This is a genomic window from Streptomyces sp. NPDC059371 (genome assembly GCF_042751995.1).
GTDB lineage: Bacteria > Actinomycetota > Actinomycetes > Streptomycetales > Streptomycetaceae > Streptomyces.
The window spans coordinates 62,030-78,907 of sequence record NZ_JBHYXD010000023.1 but is presented as its reverse complement, the minus strand read 5'-3'; the positions used below and the strand labels follow the sequence as shown (position 1 = coordinate 78,907).

The window sequence follows — 16,878 nt, the reverse complement described above, 5'->3', positions numbered from 1 at the left end:
CGCGGGGCCGCCGCCGCCGCCCGCGGCCCAACAACAGCTTCCGCACACCAGACACCCCGCCGCGCTCCACTGCACGCCCCCCCCCCCCCCCCCCCGCTGCGGGGGGAAGTACCTGCGCGATCTACTACGACGGGGGAATCGCGTCAGGCACTGCGGGGGGTGGCTGCGATGGTCTCGACGTCCGGGATGTCCGGTCCGGTGAGCTGGTGGTCACGCTGATCGAGGTTCACGAAGATCATTCCATACCGGATGGCGCACCGGACGGGCTGCGGCGCCCCCCGAGGCCGCCGCAGACACCGGTAGGCCCGCACGTCCTCGTCGTCGTCGCGGGTGACGACGACGGGCTCTCCGAAGACGGTCACCATCAGCGAGTCACCGCTGTAGGGGATGGCGGTGACCAGGTCGATGAAGTGCCAGCCGGACCGGTAGGCCGTGGCCATTTCCCGGCGGAAGGAGCGGTCGTCGGGAGGAATGCTCATGCTTCTGCGCTCGCGGAGATGACGGTCCAGCCACTGTCGCCCGGGAGCGCCGCGGCCTCGATGTCGGTCCAGCCGCTGTCGCCCGGCACGGCCTCGGCGGCGGTCCAGCCGCTGTCCGCCACGGTCGCCTTCACGCTGGTCCAACCGCTGTCCGGGCCGGCCCAGCTCCGGGCACCCCCGGCATCAAGACCCGAGGCTCCCAGGGAGCCGGACGCCACAGCGACAGAGAAGACTGCGGCAAGCACTGAACCAAGCAATCTCGCTCGCATAGTCGGCTTCGTCCTCACTTGATGGAATCTTCTCCCCCGTCGTCACAAGACGATGGCTCATTCAGGCACGTCAATGCCACAGCAGCGATGCATCATGTTCCTGCACGTTCAGGACCCTGGGGGGTGGAGATTTGCCCACAAACTACTCACAACCGACACATCCCCACGCTGTCACCACGTTGTGTGACGAAGGAACACGCCTTTACGCCAGTGCGTTGCACTCCGGCCGCATCACGCGGGTCGAAGTGGAAACAGCCCCTTGCCTCTTGGAGTTCGCGCTGCTTCATCCCGACCCCGACGACGAGAAGTGGCTGCGCCCCGTCCCGCCGTCGGTCGCGCTCGCCCAGCGACTGCAGCCCCTGGAACGGGAGATCCAGGAACGCCGCCGGCTCGCGATCGAACTGACCGACTCCTTCGACCCGTTCATCGCGATCAGCACACAGAGCACCGCGAGTATCCACGCCATCACCGTCCTCGAGGGATTCGACCGCATCAACGCGGCACTCAATTCGGCCACCGCCGAGTGCCAGACGGAGATGCTGACGATCCAGCCGGGCGGCGGCCGGCCCGCCGACGCCCTGATGCAGGCACTGGAGCGCGACCGGCCGCTCACCGACCGCGGGGTGCGCATCCGCACGCTGTACCAGCACACCGCGCGGCACAGCCAGGGGACGCTCGCGTACGTGGAGCGCATATCCGGGGGCAGGATCCAGGTCCGTACCCTCGAGGAACTCATCGAGCGGCTGATCGTCATCGACCGGACCGTCGCCTTCATCCCGGCCAGCGACGACCGGCGGGTCGCCCTCGAACTCCGCCACCCCGGACTCGTGCTGTACCTGAGCAAGGTCTTCGAGCAGCTCTGGCAGCGGGCGGTCCCGCTGACCGAGGACGTCCCGAACGACGTCGGCCCCAACGGCATCACCGGTGTCCAGCGCTCGATCGCCAAGCTGCTCATCGAGGGGCATGTGGACGAGGCCATCGCCCGCCGCCTCGGCATGAACGTCCGCACCTGCCGCGCCCACATCGCCAAGCTGGCCTCGGCCCTCGGCAGCGGGAGCCGGGCCCAACTCGGCTTCCTGATCGCGCAGTCGGGGCTTCTGAACCAGCCCGAGGGAGGGGAGTGACCCCGGCCGACGGCAGACCGCACGACGGGCCCGGCCGGGCTCCGGGAGCCGTTCCCGGGCCGCCGCGCTCAACGGCCGGTCGGGGAACCGCGGTCGGGGACGGCGGGGGCCTTCGGCGCGGCTTCGGCGACGACCACCGGTTCGGGTACGGGGGAACGCTGCGGCCCGTCTAGACCCGCCTGGGCGATCCGCACGCCCAACTGCGTCCGGCTCGCCGCGCCCAGCGTCTCCGACAGCCGGGCGATGTGCGCCCGGCAGGTCCGCACGCTGATGCCCAGGCGCTCCGCGACGACCGCGTCCTGATGGCCCTCGGCCAGCAGTGCCGCGATGGAGCGCTCCCGGTGGGTGATGCCCTCGATGCCCGTCGACGGCATGGGTGAGGTCAGCGGGATCGCGAGACGCCACAGCCGCTCGAAGACCGTCACCAGGTAGTCCACCAGCGCCGGGTGACGCAGCTCCAGCGCGATCGTGCGGTCCGAGTTGGCGGGGATGAACGCGACCGTGCGGTCGAAGAGGATGAGCCGCTCCACGACCTCGTCGAGCGTACGGGCTTCGGCGGCCTCGCCCATCAACTCCATGTAGTTCAGGAGGCCTTGGCCGTGCCGGGCCACGTGGGTGTACAGATCGCGCATCCGCACCCCGCGCCGGCGCATCTCCAGCGCCCGGTGCAGTCCCTCGACGAGTTCGTCCTCGCGCCGGATGCCGCCCGGCTGCACCGTCAGGACCTCACGGGTGCACTCCTCGGTGGCCTTGTCCATGGCGGCGTGGATCCGCGGCAGCCCGTCGAGGACCCTGATCGCCACGCCTTCGACCGGTGCCCGTACCCGGCCGCCGAGGCCCGCGTACCACTCGAAGGCCGACACCGCGTCGCCCACCCGCGCCTGGCTCGCGCTGACTTCCTCGTAGACGCCGCGCAGGAGCCGGTTCATGACCTCCTGGGGCGAGGTCGGCACCAGCCAGCCCATGTCGTCCGGATCGGGGTGCAGCAGCGCCAGTTCCAGCAGGCAGGGCACCGACTCGGCGTCCTCGCGGGGCACCCGGCCCCGCCGCACGGCCCGGGAGTACACCCGGTCGCCCGCATCGCACAGCCGGTCAGCGCCGTGCGGATGCCTGTCCGTCCCGTGCCCGGCCATCTCCCACCCCTGGCTCCAGCTCCAACCCCTGGCGTGAGCCCCGCGTCAGGGCGTCCTCCGCAGCGCAACTATGCGCGGACGCGTCCTGCATCGCAACAAGGCTGCGCAGCCGAGGAGCGTCCGTTCGCCCCGGCTCATCCGCATAAATCCTGACCTCCTCCGCACCCCTTGCAACAACCTGAAGACCCCCCGCACCATCCCCCGGACACCCCTCGGAGCCCCCTCCCCCGCCCCCCGCTCCGAAGACCCAACTCGGTTCACCGAACCGGGACTTGAAACGATCACCCCCATCCCGCCCACCCCACCGGCAGGACCCCGCCCCCAGAACCGGAAGCTAAGCCACCCCACCCACAGCGCCGGAAAGTTCACACCCCCCGTAACACGCGCGATCGATCCCCTTGGCGAACGCCCAGTAGCGGTCGCCGAGATCGACGGCGGCGCCCGCGCCGTGCGAGGCGATCAACAGGTCCTCGGCCGCCACGAGCCGGCGATCATGCCCGGAAGGGGCGTGCGGGCGCTGAGGGGTGGCGTGGAGGGGGCGGGTGCGCCGGAGTGAGGCGGCGGGGTGCGCGGGCGGGAGACGGGCGCACAGTGCCGCCGCAGGGGCCCTGCAGGGCTGCCGAGGGGGTTCCCGGGGCCGGGGTTTCCGGGGGCGGGGTTCCCGGGGCCGGGGTTTCCGGGGCCGGGATTCCGGGGCCGGGGATTCCGGGGCCGGGTAGCGGAACGGCCCCGGGCGGGGGTGGGCGCTGGGGGCGCGCATCCGCGGGCGGGGCCGGAACCGTGCTGGTCCTCGCCCGGCCGGCGCGGTGCCGAGACGGCCGGGCGGGGCGTTCTACTTGATGCCGAGCGAGCCGCAGAGCGACTTGTAGGGCGACGTGCAGATCTTGGCGACGGGGTAGATGCCGTCCTGGACGACCGTGTCCTGGATGTTGTCCTTGGTGAGCGCCACCACGGGCACGAGCTGGGACGGGATGTCCTTGTTCGTGGGGCTGCTGACCTTGTCGCGGGTGAGCGCGTCGAACTCGATCGAGCGGCCCTGGACCCGGGCGACGGCCATCTCGGCGGCCGCGTTGGCCTCCTGCGGGTACGACTTGTACACGCTCATGTACTGGTCGCCCTTGATGATCCGCTGCACGGCGATGAGCTCGGAGTCCTGGCCGGTGACCGGCGGCACCTTGCTGACGCCCGCGGCCTTGAACGCGTCGATGACCGCGCCCGCGATGCCGTCGTTGGCGGCGTAGACACCGGCGATGTTGCTCAGCCCGACGGACTGGATGGACTTCTCCATGTTGGCCTTGGCGTTGGCCGGGTTCCAGTCCTTGGTGTCGTACTGGGCGGCGACGATCACCTTGTCCTCGAGCTCGGACTTGGCGCCCGACTTGAACTGCGCGGCGTTCGGGTCGGTCAGCGAGCCGTTCATCATGATGATCTTCTTCGAGGCCGAGTTGGTGCCCAGCGCGGCGATGAGGGCCTTGCCCTGGGTCTCGCCGACCAGCTCGTTGTCGAAGGAGATGTACGCGTCGATCGGGCCCTGCGCCAGGCGGTCGTAGGCGATGACCGGGATCCCGGCCTCCTTGGCCTTGCGCACACCCTTGGCGATCGTCACCGAGTCGACCGCGTCCACGAGGATGACGTCGACCTTGTCGTCGATCATCTGCTGCATCTGACGGAGCTGCTTCGCGGCGTCCTGCTCCGCGTTCAGGTAGAGGACGTCACCCTTCTTCTCGGTGAGCTTCTGCACCTGCTCCCGGATGATCGGGTAGTCGAACTTCTCGTAACGCGTGTTCGCCTTCTCCGGAAGGAGGAGGCCGACCGTGATGTCGTCGCCCTTCGTGGCGCTGGCCGAGCTACTGCCCCCGCCGAAGCCGGCCACGCCGCATCCGGCAAGGGTGAGGGCGGTGGCGGACGAGGCCACCGCTATGACGGTACGGCGGAGGCCGGTGTTACGAGTCTTCACATCAGGTGCCTTCCGGGCGAGGTTGCAGCATTGCGACCCAGGTGGCTGAAAGCCAACGCGGCGATCACCTCAGCGTCAAGGAGTAACCACTTAACGAGATGGCAACGGCGTTTCGTGTTCCACAAGTGAACGTGACGGGAAAAGACTACGCCCATCCATCGACCGATCCCCTCAGCTTCACCTTCTGTCATTCACAGGTACAACCAACTTCCGTTCACAGGAGTCGTGATCGTCGACGGTTTTTAACCGCCGTTGACGATCGGCAGACCTGAAGGAACACATGCACAGAGCCCCTGTCACGAAGGGCGCCGTCTCCTCGGCCCTCGTGCTCGCCACCGCGGGCGGGCTGCTCACCGCAGCCGGCACGACCGCCTCCGCAGTGACCAACTGCACATCGCCCGTCTATAAGCGGCAGTTCTACACGAACACCACTTTCTCGGGCACTCCGAAGAAGACGGACTGCGACTCCGCGATCGACCAGAACTGGGGTTCCGGCGCGCCCGCGTCCGGACTTCCCGCCGACAACTTCGGCGTCCGCTGGACGGTGACCCGCGACTTCGGCTCGGGCGGCCCGTTCACTCTGCCCGTCACCACCCAGGACGGAATACGGGTCTATCTGGACGACGTACGCGAAGTCGACCTCTGGAAGAACGTGTCGGCCGCACAGTCCAAAACGGTCAACCTGAACATTCCGTCCGGAAAACACACACTGCGCGTCGATTTCGTCAACTGGACAGGAAAGGCGAACGTCACTTTCGCCTACAAACCCGTCACTTCCGCCAGTACCGACAGAATCAAGCCACTCGCCCCCACGGGTTCCTCGGCGTCGTACGACACCGCGACCGGCCGGGCCAAGGTCTCCTGGTCCAAGAACCAGGAGATGGACCTCGCCGGCTACCGCGTCTACCGCCGCCTCAAGGGCAGCAGCGCGTGGACGCTGCGGACCACGACGACCGCCACCTCGTACACCGACACGTCCCTCCCGGCGACCGGCGCCACCTATTACTACGAGGTGCGCGCCCACGACAAAGCGGGCAACGAGTCCACGGGCACGACGGACCGCCCGGTGACCACCACCGACCGGACGGCGCCGGATGTGCCCAAGGGCCTGACCGTCACCAACTCCTCCGAGAAGGGCGGCCTGCGGACCGGCTGGAGCGCGGTCCCGGGCGCGACCTCCTACCGGGTGTACCGGGCGACGGCGGAGAACGGCTCCTACACCCAGGTGGGCACCACCGGAGAGCTCTCGTACCGCGACGCCACGGCCGAACCGGGAACCACCTACTACTACCGGGTGACAGCCCTCGACGCGACGGGCAACGAGTCCGCCCGGTCCGGCGCCGTCAGCGGCCGACGCCGGGACGACACTCCGCCGTCCGCCGTCACCGGACTGACCGCCACCCCGACCTCGTACGGCTTCGAGCTGGACTGGGACGCGAATCCGACGCCCGACGTGGCGCGGTACGTCGTCTATGCGGGCGATCTCCTGCACTCCGACGGCGAGAGCTTCTGCTCCGTCCACGAGGTGGAGTGGCTGTTCACCGACACCACCTCGTTCACGTACCGCACCCTGCCGGACGGCGAGGAGCGCTGCTTCTTCATCGACGCCGTCGACGACGACTGGAACTCCCACTGGGAGATGACCCACGAGCCGAACATCGTGACCGCGGACGAACTCGACACGACGCCGGCCGTGACGACGCCCGGCGACGGGCCGGTCGAGCTGACGGCGGACTCCGGTGACCACGGCGGGGGACCCGTCTCGTTGTCCTGGGGCACGGTGGCCGACGCCACCGGCTACCGGATCTACCGCTGGAACCCGGACACCGGTGCCTACGAGGAGCTGGCGGCCACCCCGGAGCACTCGTACGTGGACACCACCGCCGCCAAGGGCACCACCCACTACTACCGGGTGACGGCCCTGTACGCCGACGGCACCGAGTCGGCCCCCGACAGCGACTACGCGATCCTGACTCCGTGAACGCACGAAGGGGCCCCGCGGTTCGGGTGAACCGTGGGGGCCCCTTCGGTGAGCGTGAGAGAACTACTCGGACGTCCGCTTGGGACGCCACACCACCAGGGCGCTCGTCTGCTGGACCTCCTGGTACGGGACCAGGTCACGCCGGTAGGAGGCGTGCACGGCGGCCTCGCGCTGCTGCATGGCCACCGCCGCGCCGTCCAGGGCCGACTCCAGCTCCGCCACGCGGGACTGGAGCGCGGCGACCTGGTTCTCCAGCTCGATGATGCGCTTGATGCCGGCGAGGTTGATGCCCTCGTCCTGCGACAACTGCTGCACGGTACGCAGCAGTTCGATGTCGCGGGCCGAGTAACGCCGGCCCCGGCCGGCGGTGCGGTCGGGAGAGACCAGACCGAGCCGGTCGTACTGACGCAGGGTCTGCGGGTGCAGCCCGGAGAGCTGGGCCGCCACCGAGATGACGTAGACCGGGGTCTCCTCGGTCAGTTCATAGGGGTTGCGTCGACGACCGGTCGTGTCCATGGCTCCGTCATGCTCCCTTCGCGGCCTGGAACAGCTCCGCCCGCGGATCCTCACCCGCGGTCGCCTCGCGATACGCCTCCAGCGCGTCACGAGCCTTGCCGGACAGGTCCTGGGGAACCGTCACCTCGACGGTGACCAGGAGGTCGCCCCGCGTGCCGTCCTTGCGGACCGCGCCCCTGCCCCGGGCGCGCATGGTCCGTCCGTTGGGCGTGCCCGGCGGCAGCTTCAGCGTCACCGGGGGGCCGCCCAGCGTCGGCACCTTCACCTCGCCGCCCAGCGCCGCCTCCGCGAAGGTGACGGGCACGGTGACGGTGAGGTTGTCGTCCTTGCGGCCGAAGACCGGGTGGGCGTCCACATGGACGGTGACGTACAGGTCGCCGCCCGGGCCGCCCCGCTCGCCCGGCGCGCCCTTGCCCCGCAGCCGGATCCGCTGGTTGTCGCTGACGCCCGCGGGAATCCGGACCTGCATCGTGCGGGACGACTTGGCCCGCCCGCTGCCCGCGCACTCCATGCAGGGGTGCTCCGCGATCAGGCCCCGGCCCTTGCAGTCCGGGCAGGGATCCGTGAGCGAGAAACCGCCCCCGGAGCCCCGCGCCACCTGCCCGGTGCCGACACAGGTCGGGCACACGCGCGGTGTGCCGTTCTTGTCGCCGGTGCCCGAACAGGCCTTGCAGGCCGCCTGCGAGGTCATGCGCAGCGGAACGGTCGCGCCGTCCACCGCCTCCGTGAAGGAGAGAGTGACCTCGGTGTCGATGTCCTGGCCGCGCCTGGGCTGCGTACGCGTCCCCGTGGGGGCGCCGCCTCGGTTGAACAGGCCCCCGAAGACGTCACCTATGCCGCCGCCGAAGCCGCCGGCTCCTCCCGCTCCCTGGCCCTGGGCGCCGCCTCCGAAGAGGTCGCCCAGGTCGAAGTTGAAGTTGCCGCCGCCCGCGCCGGGACCCGGCCGGAAGCCACCGCTGCCGAAGAGGGCGCGTGCCTCGTCGTAGTCCTTGCGCTTCTTGGGGTCGCCGAGCACGTCGTTCGCCTCGGAGATCTCCTTGAAGCGCTCCTCGGCCTTGGCGTTGCCCTTGTTGGCGTCCGGGTGGAACTCGCGGGCGAGCTTCCGGTACGCCTTCTTGATCTCGGCCTCGGTGGCGTCCTTGGGGACGCCGAGGACCTTGTAGAAGTCCTTCTCGATGAAGTCCTTGGTGCTCATCCCCGACGTCCCTCCTTCCTCGTCCGTTCAAGCTCAGCCCTCGTCCGGGCCACCGCTCTCCTTGTCGTCCGCCGCCTCGGCCGAATCCTCGGCCTTGACCGTCTGCGCCCCGGGCTGCGGCTCGGCGACGGCCACCCGCGCGGGGCGGATGGTGCGTTCGCCGAAGCGATACCCCGGCTGCAGAATCGCCACGCACGTCGTCTCTGTGACGTCCGGCGCGTACGAGTGCATCAGGGCCTCGTGGATCGTCGGGTCGAAGGGCTCGCCCTCCTTGCCGAACTGCTGGAGCCCCATCTTCGCCGCGACGGTCTCCAGCGATTCGGCGACGGACTTGAATCCGCCGACGAGCTCGCCGTGGTCCCGCGCGCGGCCGATGTCGTCGAGCACGGGCAGGAGCTCGGTCAGGAGGCTCGCCACGGCGACCTCCCTGACCGCGATCCGGTCGCGCTCGACACGGCGGCGGTAGTTCTGGAACTCGGCCTGGAGCCGCTGGAGGTCCGCGGTGCGCTCGGTCACTGCCATGCGCGCCTGGTCCAACTGGGCCGTCAGGCCGGTCAACTGTGCTGCTGCGTCCCCGTCCGGGGCCGCCGCCCCCTCCGCAGAGGGGGTGGCGGTCTGCGGCTCGGCGTCGTCAGAGGTGGCGCCGGAAGGGACGTCGGGCTGCTCTTCGAAGCCCGGGGTCTCCTCCGTCACGCGGCACCGTCCCGGCGGTCCTCGTCGACGATCTCGGCGTCGACGACGTCGTCGTCGGCCTTCGGGGCCTCGGCGCCGTGGGCGTCGCCGCCGGCGGCCTGGCCGGCCTGGGCGTCGGCGTACATGGCCTGGCCGAGCTTCTGCGATACCGCGGCGACCTTCTCCGTGGCGGTGCGGATCTCGGCGCTGTCCTCGCCCTTGAGCGCGGCCTTCAGCTCCTCGACGGAGGCCTCGACCTCGGTCTTGATGTCACCGGGGACCTTGTCCTCGTTGTCCTTGAGGAACTTCTCCGTCTGGTAGACGAGCTGCTCGCCCTGGTTGCGGGTCTCGGCGGCCTCGCGGCGGGCGTGGTCCTCGTCCGCGTACTTCTCGGCCTCCTGGCGCATGCGGTCGACCTCGTCGCGCGGCAGCGAGGAGCCACCGGTGACGGTCATCTTCTGCTCCTTGCCCGTGCCGAGGTCCTTCGCGGTCACGTGCATGATGCCGTTGGCGTCGATGTCGAAGGCGACCTCGATCTGCGGGACACCGCGCGGGGCCGGCGGCAGACCGGTCAGCTCGAACATCCCGAGCTTCTTGTTGTACGCCGCGATCTCGCGCTCGCCCTGGTAGACCTGGATCTGCACGGACGGCTGGTTGTCCTCGGCCGTCGTGAAGATCTCGGAACGCTTGGTCGGGATCGTGGTGTTGCGCTCGATGAGCTTGGTCATGATCCCTCCCTTGGTCTCGATACCGAGGGACAGCGGGGTCACGTCGAGGAGCAGGACGTCCTTGACCTCACCCTTGAGGACACCGGCCTGGAGCGCGGCGCCGATGGCGACGACCTCGTCCGGGTTCACACCCTTGTTGGCCTCGTTGCCGCCGGTCAGCTCCTTGACGAGCTCGGCGACGGCGGGCATACGGGTGGAGCCACCGACGAGAACGACGTGGTCGATCTCGGACAGCTGGATGCCGGCGTCCTTGATGACGTTGTGGAACGGCGTCTTGCAGCGCTCCAGGAGGTCGGCGGTCAGCTGCTGGAACTGGGCGCGCGTGAGCTTCTCGTCCAGGTGCAGCGGGCCCTCGGCGGAAGCCGTGATGTAGGGCAGGTTGATCGAGGTCTCGGTGGACGAGGACAGCTCGATCTTGGCCTTCTCGGCGGCCTCGCGCAGACGCTGGAGCGCCATCTTGTCCTTGGCGAGGTCCACGCCGTGGCCGGAGCGGAACTGCTGCACCAGGTAGTCGACGACGCGCTGGTCCCAGTCGTCACCACCGAGGTGGTTGTCACCGTTGGTGGCCTTCACCTCGACGACGCCGTCGCCGATCTCCAGGAGGGACACGTCGAAGGTGCCGCCACCGAGGTCGAAGACGAGGATCGTCTGGTCGTCCTTGTCGAGGCCGTACGCCAAGGCGGCGGCGGTCGGCTCGTTGACGATACGAAGGACGTTGAGACCGGCGATCTCACCGGCTTCCTTCGTCGCCTGGCGCTCGGAGTCGTTGAAGTACGCCGGGACGGTGATGACCGCGTCGGCCACCTTCTCGCCCAGGTACGCCTCGGCGTCGCGCTTCAGCTTCTGCAGGATGAAGGCGCTCATCTGCTGCGGGTTGAAGCTCTTGCCGTCGAGCTCGATCTTCCAGTCGGTGCCCATGTGACGCTTCACCGAACGGATGGTCCGGTCAACGTTGGTGACCGCCTGGCGCTTGGCGACCTCGCCGACGAGCACCTCGCCGTTCTTCGCGAAGGCGACGACGGACGGCGTGGTCCTGGCGCCTTCGGCGTTGGTGATGACGGTGGGCTCGCCGCCTTCGAGAACGCTGACGACGGAGTTAGTCGTGCCCAGGTCGATGCCGACCGCACGTGCCATTTCGATTCCTCCAGCAATGACTTGAGTGGAACGGACTCAAGTGTGCACGACGTCCGCCTCCCGGTCAACAGACCTGAGTCGCAGGGGCTCAACTCTTATCCGTTCCTTACACGCATGGAGCCTTTGACCTGCGGCTTTCTCGCTGTGTCAGTGAACCTTTACCGCGCCGGGAGCCTCCGGACGGGGACGCCCAGGACGCCCGAGCGCCCTCGGGACGGGTCCCCCGGGGGCGGGGATCGTATGCGGATGGGCACGGCGCGGGCGCACCCCGGGACGTACGGCCCCCACGACGGCGACCGCAGCCACGGCACCGGCCACCCACCAGGCGGCTCCCGCCTCCAGCCATCCGAGGTCGATGCACAGCCCCACGAACGCGGCCGCGAACGCCGCGAGACCCGTCACGACCAGGACCCCCTGCGGGGTGAGCCCCGCCCGCCGCAGCCGGTGCACCAGATGGTCCGGCGCCGGACGCAGCAGCGGCCGCCCCGCACGCCGCCGCGACACCAGGACCAGGACGGCGTCCGCGGTGGCCACGGCCGTCAGCGCGAAGGCTGCCGCGAGGCCGGGCCCGGCGGGCCGCTCCGCGTGCACCCGCACGACCGCGGAGGCCAGCAGGAAGCCGACGAACAGCGACCCGCACCGCCCCGGCGCGATCCGGGCCGGGGGCCATCCGTGCATCAGGAAGCCCGTGAGGGCGGCGGCCAGCACGCTGAGCAGCGCCGCGAGCCCGTCCATGAGCTCGGCGGCCGCGCACCCGCTGAGGGCGAACGCGGTGATGACACCGACTGTTCCCACCACCCCGTCGGCGTGGTCCAGCGAGCGGAAGGCGTGGGTGACGAGGATGATCCAGGCCACCGCCGGCACTCCGGCGAGCAGGCCGAGTTCGTCGTGGGGGACGGTCAGCGCGGCGGCGACGGCGACCCCCGCCACGCACACCAACGGGGGTACGGGCAGCAGATCGGCGGCCAGGCCGAGCAGGGCGATCGCGATCCCGGCGACCAGCAGCCGGCCGGTGTCCGGCCCGAGCGGGGCGGCACCGGTCCAGTCTCCGGCCCAGCCGACGAGCGCCGTCGCGCCGGCCACGGCGACCCCGCCGAGAAGCGGGACCGGCCGCGCCCTCCCGGGGGCCCGCGGTCTCGCCCGGCGCGCGGGAAGCCCCCGCCCCTCGGCCGGACCGAGGCGCAGGGAGAACGACCGCAGCAGCGCGACGAGCGTGGCGGTCAGGAGCAGAGCGGCGGTGGCGGCCGTGATTCCATACAGCACCTCGCCAATTTAGGGGTAATTGTCACAGTATTGGGTGAATAACACGATCGGGTTTACGTGTCCTGTCGACCCCGGGCGAACCGCACCTCGTGCCCGCACCCCGGGCGCCCACTCAGGCTTCCCTCAGCGACGCAGATCACCGCAGCGCTGACTACAGTGCGGCGAAGGAAGTGGGTAGTCTCAGACGGACTGCATAAGTTACCGCTTAGTAATCACCTTCGAGGTCACCCTCGGAGAACACCTCGCAGGCCCGAGGAGCCCCCGAATGCAACTCGCCGCGATCATTGTGTCGCTGGTCCTGACCGTGGTCGGCGTTGCGCTGCTCGCACGCGCCATCGGTCAGTTCGTCCGGTACTTCAAACTGGGCCAGCCGGTCCCGGCCGGTACGCGGACCGACAACCCCTACGCGCGCAGCGTGACGCTGGTCAAGGAGTTCCTCGGCCACACACGGATGAACCGCTGGGGCATCGTGGGCTTCGCCCACTGGTTCGTGGCGATCGGCTTCCTGACTCTGCCGCCGACCCTCGCCCAGGCCTTCGGCCAGCTCTTCCAGGCCGACTGGACGCTGCCGGTCATCGGCGGCTTCCTGCCGTTCGAGCTGTACATCGAGTTCATCGGCGTGATGACGATCCTCGGCATCGCCGTGCTCATCGCGATCCGCCTGCTGAGCCTGCCGTCCCGCCCGGGCCGCAAGTCCCGCTTCGCGGGTTCCAAGGCCGGCCAGGCGTACTTCGTCGAGTACGTCATCCTCACCATCGGCCTCGCCATCTACGTGCTGCGCGGTCTCGAGGGCGCCATCCACCACGTGGAGCACTACGAGGCCGCGTACTTCGCCTCGTACCCGCTGGTCCTGGCCTTCAAGGGGCTCGGCGTCGCCACCCTGCAGAACCTGATCTACCTCACCGCCATGGTGAAGATCAGCACCTCGTTCATCTGGATGATCGTGGTCTCGCTCAACACCAACATGGGCGTGGCCTGGCACCGCTTCCTGGCGTTCCCGAACATCTGGTTCAAGCGCGAGGCGACCGGCGGGACCGCCCTCGGCGGCCTCCAGCCGATGGCCTCCGGCGGCAAGGCCATCGACTTCACCGACCCCGGTGAGGACGACGTCTTCGGTGTCTCCCAGGTCGAGCAGTTCTCCTGGAAGGGCCTGCTCGACTTCTCCACCTGCACCGAGTGCGGCCGCTGCCAGTCGCAGTGCCCGGCCTGGAACACGGGCAAGCCGCTCTCCCCCAAGCTCCTGATCATGTCGCTGCGCGACCACGCGCACGCCAAGGCCCCGTACCTGCTGGCCGGCGGCGGCAAGACCATGGAGGGCGAGGAGAAGGCGTCCGAGGAGCAGCTGAAGGACGTTCCCGCGGCAGCCCTCGCCGAGGCCGAGCGCCCGCTGATCGGCACCGCGGAAGAGAACGGCGTCATCGACCCCGACGTCCTGTGGTCCTGCACCACCTGCGGCGCCTGCGTCGAGCAGTGCCCGGTCGACATCGAGCACATCGACCACATCGTCGACATGCGCCGCTACCAGGTGATGATCGAGAGCGCGTTCCCGTCCGAGGCGGGCACGATGCTCAAGAACCTGGAGAAGAAGGGCAACCCCTGGGGTCTGGCCAAGAAGCAGCGCCTCGAGTGGACCAAGGAGGTCGACTTCGAGATCCCCGTCGTCGGCCGCGACATCGAGGACCTCAGCGAGGTCGAGTACCTGTACTGGGTCGGCTGCGCCGGCGCCCTGGAGGACCGGGCCAAGAAGACCACGAAGGCCTTCGCGGAGCTGCTGCACATGGCGGGCGTCAAGTTCGCGATCATGGGCGGCGACGAGAAGTGCACCGGTGACTCCGCCCGCCGCCTCGGCAACGAGCCCCTGTTCCAGGAGCTCGGCATGGAGAACGTCGCGGCGCTGAACATGGCCTTCGGCGAGGACGACGAGGACGAGTCCACCAAGAAGCCGAAGACGGCGAAGAAGATCGTCGCCACCTGCCCGCACTGCCTCAACACCATCGGCAACGAGTACCCGCAGCTCGGCGGCGACTACGAGGTCATCCACCACACCCAGCTCCTCCAGCACCTCATCGACGAGGGCAAGCTGCTGCCGGTGACCCCGGTCGAGGGTCTGATCACGTACCACGACCCGTGCTACCTGGGCCGCCACAACAAGGTCTACACGCCCCCGCGCGAGATCATGTCCGCCGTCCCGGGCCTGCGTCAGCAGGAGATGCACCGCCACAAGGAGCGCGGCTTCTGCTGCGGCGCCGGCGGTGCGCGGATGTGGATGGAGGAGCGGATCGGCAAGCGCATCAACAACGAGCGTGTCGACGAGGCTCTGTCGCTGAACCCCGACATCGTCTCCACCGCCTGCCCGTTCTGCCTCGTCATGCTGACCGACTCGGTCAACGGCAAGAAGAACGAGGGCAAGGCCAAGGAGTCCGTCCAGGTCGTCGACGTCGCCCAGCTCCTGCTCGAATCCGTCAGGACCCCGGTCGAGGAAGAGCCGCCGGCGGGCGCGGCCGAGTCGGAGAGCGCTCCGGAGCCGGAGCCGGTGAAGTAACCGTCCCGTCCGGACAACCGTCCGACACGACTGTCCGACACGACTGTCTGACCCGGCCGCCTGACCCGGCCGTCAGACACAGCCGTCAGACACGGCCGACCGGCCCGATCCGGATCGGTACGACCGACACCCCCGTGCTCCTCGGAGCACGGGGGTGTCGCCGTGTCCGGGCCCCTGTCGGCCTCGCGCCCGGCCGCGGAGGCAACCGAACTCACGTACAACCTTTGGCCGCCATCGGCGGTCTCCTGTTCGCCGATCGGTCAGTGAACTGCCGTACAACTCCAGGCAAATGCAGACGGTCGGCTCCCTATTGACAGGGGACGTGCGCCCAGCGTCCCCGCATGCCGCAGGAGAATCCCGCATGCTCATGCGTCACCCGCGCCACGTGCGCCTCGCCCTCGCGACGGCGACGGCCGCCGCTCTGACGGGCGGTCTTCTGACCTTCTCGGCCGCGACCGCGACCGCCGCGGACTCCACCACCGTCCCGCAGGCCGACTTCAACGGCGACGGCAAGGGCGATGTGGCCCTCTCGGCCCACGGCGCCTACGTCGGCGGCCACGCGGGCGCCGGCCAGATCGTCGCCCTCTACGGCACGACGACCGGCGTCTCGTCCGCCAAGCGCTCCACGATCAGCCAGAACACCACCGGTGTCCCCGGCACCGCAGAGGCCGGCGACGCCTTCGGCGCCGAGACGGCGTACGCGGACTTCAACCACGACGGATTCGACGACCTCGCCGTCGCCTCCCCCTCGGAGAAGGTCGGCACCGACACCAACGGCGGCGCCCTCGCCATCCTCTGGGGCTCCGCGAGCGGCCTCACCGGCAAGAGCGTCGACGTCCCGGACCCGTCCCCGTCCTCGCACGACTACTGGGGCAAGGACCTGGCCGCCGGTGACTTCGACGGCGACGGCAAGGCCGACCTCGCCGTCGGCAGCTCGGCGAGCACGATCTACGTCTACAAGGGCGGCTTCACCACGGCCGGCACCCCCGGCGCCCGCACGACGATCAAGCCCCCGATCCAGTCGGGCACCAACGACAACCCCTACGGCCCGCTCAGCCTGACCGCGGGCGACGTGAACGGCGACCACAAGACCGACCTGATCGTCGACGGCTTCGAGACACAGACCAACGACGGCTGGAACACGAACTACTACGTGCCCGGCACGGCGAGCGGTCTGAGCGTGGCGTCCGCCCAGGCCCTCAAGCCCGGCATCGTCACCGGCATCGGCGACATCAACGGCGACGGCTTCGGCGACATCGTCAGCGGCGCGGGCTGGGACGCCACCACGGAGGACGGCACGCCCGTCCCGGATGCCGCCAACGGCGGCAAGGTGAACATCACCTACGGCTCGGCGTCCGGCCCGGCCGGCACGACCGGGGTCACCCAGAACAGCGGCAGCGTCCCGGGCACCTCGGAGAAGGGCGACGGCTTCGGCTGGGACCTGGACATGGGCGACGTCAACGGCGACGGCTACCAGGACCTGGTGGTCTCGGCCCCGGACGAGGACATCGACGGCGTCACCAACACCGGCATGGTCACCGTCCTGTACGGCTCCGCGGCCGGCATCAACGTCTCCTCCGGCACCCAGGCGTTCGCGCAGAGCACGGCGGGCGTCCCCGGCAACGACGAGAAGGCCGACCTCTTCGGCGCGGACGTCAAGCTCGACGACGTCACCGGCGACGGCCGCGCCGACCTGCTCGTGGGCTCGTACGAGAACGCCGCCAACGGCGCGGTCACGTACCTCCCCTCGAACGGCGGCAAGATCACCACGACCGGCTCCCGCACCGTCTCGCCGAGCACCTCGGGCGTCTCGACGTCGGGCACCCCGCAGTTCGGCGCCATCTTCGCCGACTGATCGCCGCGGAGGGGCCGCCCTGTCCGGGCG

The 16,878-nt window shown here is 69.6% G+C and carries 14 protein-coding genes; 4 read left to right on the top strand and 10 right to left on the bottom strand.

Annotated elements, in window-relative coordinates:
* Window positions 1-143: 143 nt before the first annotated feature.
* Window positions 144-479 carry a hypothetical protein gene (locus ACFXGX_RS16180; protein ID WP_384790654.1) on the bottom strand — a complete coding sequence of 112 codons (336 nt, stop codon included), beginning with the start codon at window positions 477-479 and terminating at the stop codon, window positions 144-146.
* Window positions 476-613, bottom strand: coding sequence for a hypothetical protein (locus ACFXGX_RS16175; protein ID WP_384790651.1), 138 nt, complete (start codon window positions 611-613; stop codon window positions 476-478). The genes ACFXGX_RS16180 and ACFXGX_RS16175 overlap by 4 nt, the downstream gene beginning before the upstream one ends.
* 266 nt (window positions 614-879) lie before the next feature.
* Here ACFXGX_RS16175 and ACFXGX_RS16170 point away from each other — a divergent pair, with 266 nt between their 5' ends.
* Entirely contained in the window at window positions 880-1,872 is a 993-nt protein-coding gene (locus ACFXGX_RS16170) for a helix-turn-helix transcriptional regulator (protein WP_384790648.1), read from the top strand.
* A gap of 68 nt (window positions 1,873-1,940) precedes the next feature.
* Here the strand turns inward: ACFXGX_RS16170 and ACFXGX_RS16165 are convergent, their stop codons facing one another.
* The 3 genes from ACFXGX_RS16165 to ACFXGX_RS16155 form a co-directional block, all read right to left on the bottom strand.
* The gene (locus ACFXGX_RS16165) at window positions 1,941-3,005 is read right to left on the bottom strand and encodes a LuxR C-terminal-related transcriptional regulator (protein ID WP_384790645.1); all 1,065 of its coding nucleotides are present in this window, start codon (window positions 3,003-3,005) and stop codon (window positions 1,941-1,943) included.
* 334 nt (window positions 3,006-3,339) lie between these two features.
* Window positions 3,340-3,486: a hypothetical protein gene (locus ACFXGX_RS16160; RefSeq protein WP_384790642.1), complete on the bottom strand. Its 147-nt coding sequence runs from the start codon at window positions 3,484-3,486 to the stop codon at window positions 3,340-3,342.
* A gap of 351 nt (window positions 3,487-3,837) precedes the next feature.
* Window positions 3,838-4,962, bottom strand: coding sequence for a sugar ABC transporter substrate-binding protein (locus tag ACFXGX_RS16155; protein WP_384790639.1), 1,125 nt, complete (start codon window positions 4,960-4,962; stop codon window positions 3,838-3,840).
* A 280-nt stretch (window positions 4,963-5,242) separates the two neighbouring features.
* Between ACFXGX_RS16155 and ACFXGX_RS16150 the strand changes: the two genes are divergently transcribed.
* A complete protein-coding gene (locus ACFXGX_RS16150) occupies window positions 5,243-6,943 on the top strand; it encodes a PA14 domain-containing protein (protein ID WP_384790636.1) in 1,701 nt (566 codons plus the stop codon).
* 63 nt (window positions 6,944-7,006) lie between these two features.
* Here the strand turns inward: ACFXGX_RS16150 and ACFXGX_RS16145 are convergent, their stop codons facing one another.
* The 5 genes from ACFXGX_RS16145 to ACFXGX_RS16125 form a co-directional block, all read right to left on the bottom strand.
* Window positions 7,007-7,459, bottom strand: coding sequence for a heat shock protein transcriptional repressor HspR (locus tag ACFXGX_RS16145; RefSeq protein WP_355762803.1), 453 nt, complete (start codon window positions 7,457-7,459; stop codon window positions 7,007-7,009).
* A gap of 7 nt (window positions 7,460-7,466) precedes the next feature.
* A complete protein-coding gene (dnaJ, locus tag ACFXGX_RS16140; RefSeq protein WP_384790634.1) occupies window positions 7,467-8,654 on the bottom strand; it encodes a molecular chaperone DnaJ in 1,188 nt (395 codons plus the stop codon).
* A gap of 33 nt (window positions 8,655-8,687) precedes the next feature.
* Window positions 8,688-9,347: a nucleotide exchange factor GrpE gene (gene grpE, locus ACFXGX_RS16135; RefSeq protein WP_384790632.1), complete on the bottom strand. Its 660-nt coding sequence runs from the start codon at window positions 9,345-9,347 to the stop codon at window positions 8,688-8,690.
* Window positions 9,344-11,188, bottom strand: a complete 1,845-nt coding sequence (dnaK, locus tag ACFXGX_RS16130; RefSeq protein WP_384790629.1) for a molecular chaperone DnaK — start codon at window positions 11,186-11,188, stop codon at window positions 9,344-9,346. Before dnaK ends, grpE begins: the two co-directional genes overlap by 4 nt.
* A 147-nt stretch (window positions 11,189-11,335) precedes the next feature.
* Entirely contained in the window at window positions 11,336-12,451 is a 1,116-nt protein-coding gene (locus ACFXGX_RS16125) for an MraY family glycosyltransferase (protein WP_384790626.1), read from the bottom strand.
* 265 nt (window positions 12,452-12,716) lie between these two features.
* Here ACFXGX_RS16125 and ACFXGX_RS16120 point away from each other — a divergent pair, with 265 nt between their 5' ends.
* Together ACFXGX_RS16120 and ACFXGX_RS16115 are read left to right on the top strand one after the other, a co-directional pair.
* The gene (locus ACFXGX_RS16120) at window positions 12,717-14,993 is read left to right on the top strand and encodes a heterodisulfide reductase-related iron-sulfur binding cluster (RefSeq protein ID WP_384790623.1); all 2,277 of its coding nucleotides are present in this window, start codon (window positions 12,717-12,719) and stop codon (window positions 14,991-14,993) included.
* Between the two features lie 361 nt (window positions 14,994-15,354).
* Complete coding sequence (locus tag ACFXGX_RS16115; protein ID WP_384790620.1) at window positions 15,355-16,848, top strand: FG-GAP and VCBS repeat-containing protein; 1,494 nt, start codon at window positions 15,355-15,357, stop codon at window positions 16,846-16,848.
* Window positions 16,849-16,878: the final 30 nt, after the last annotated feature.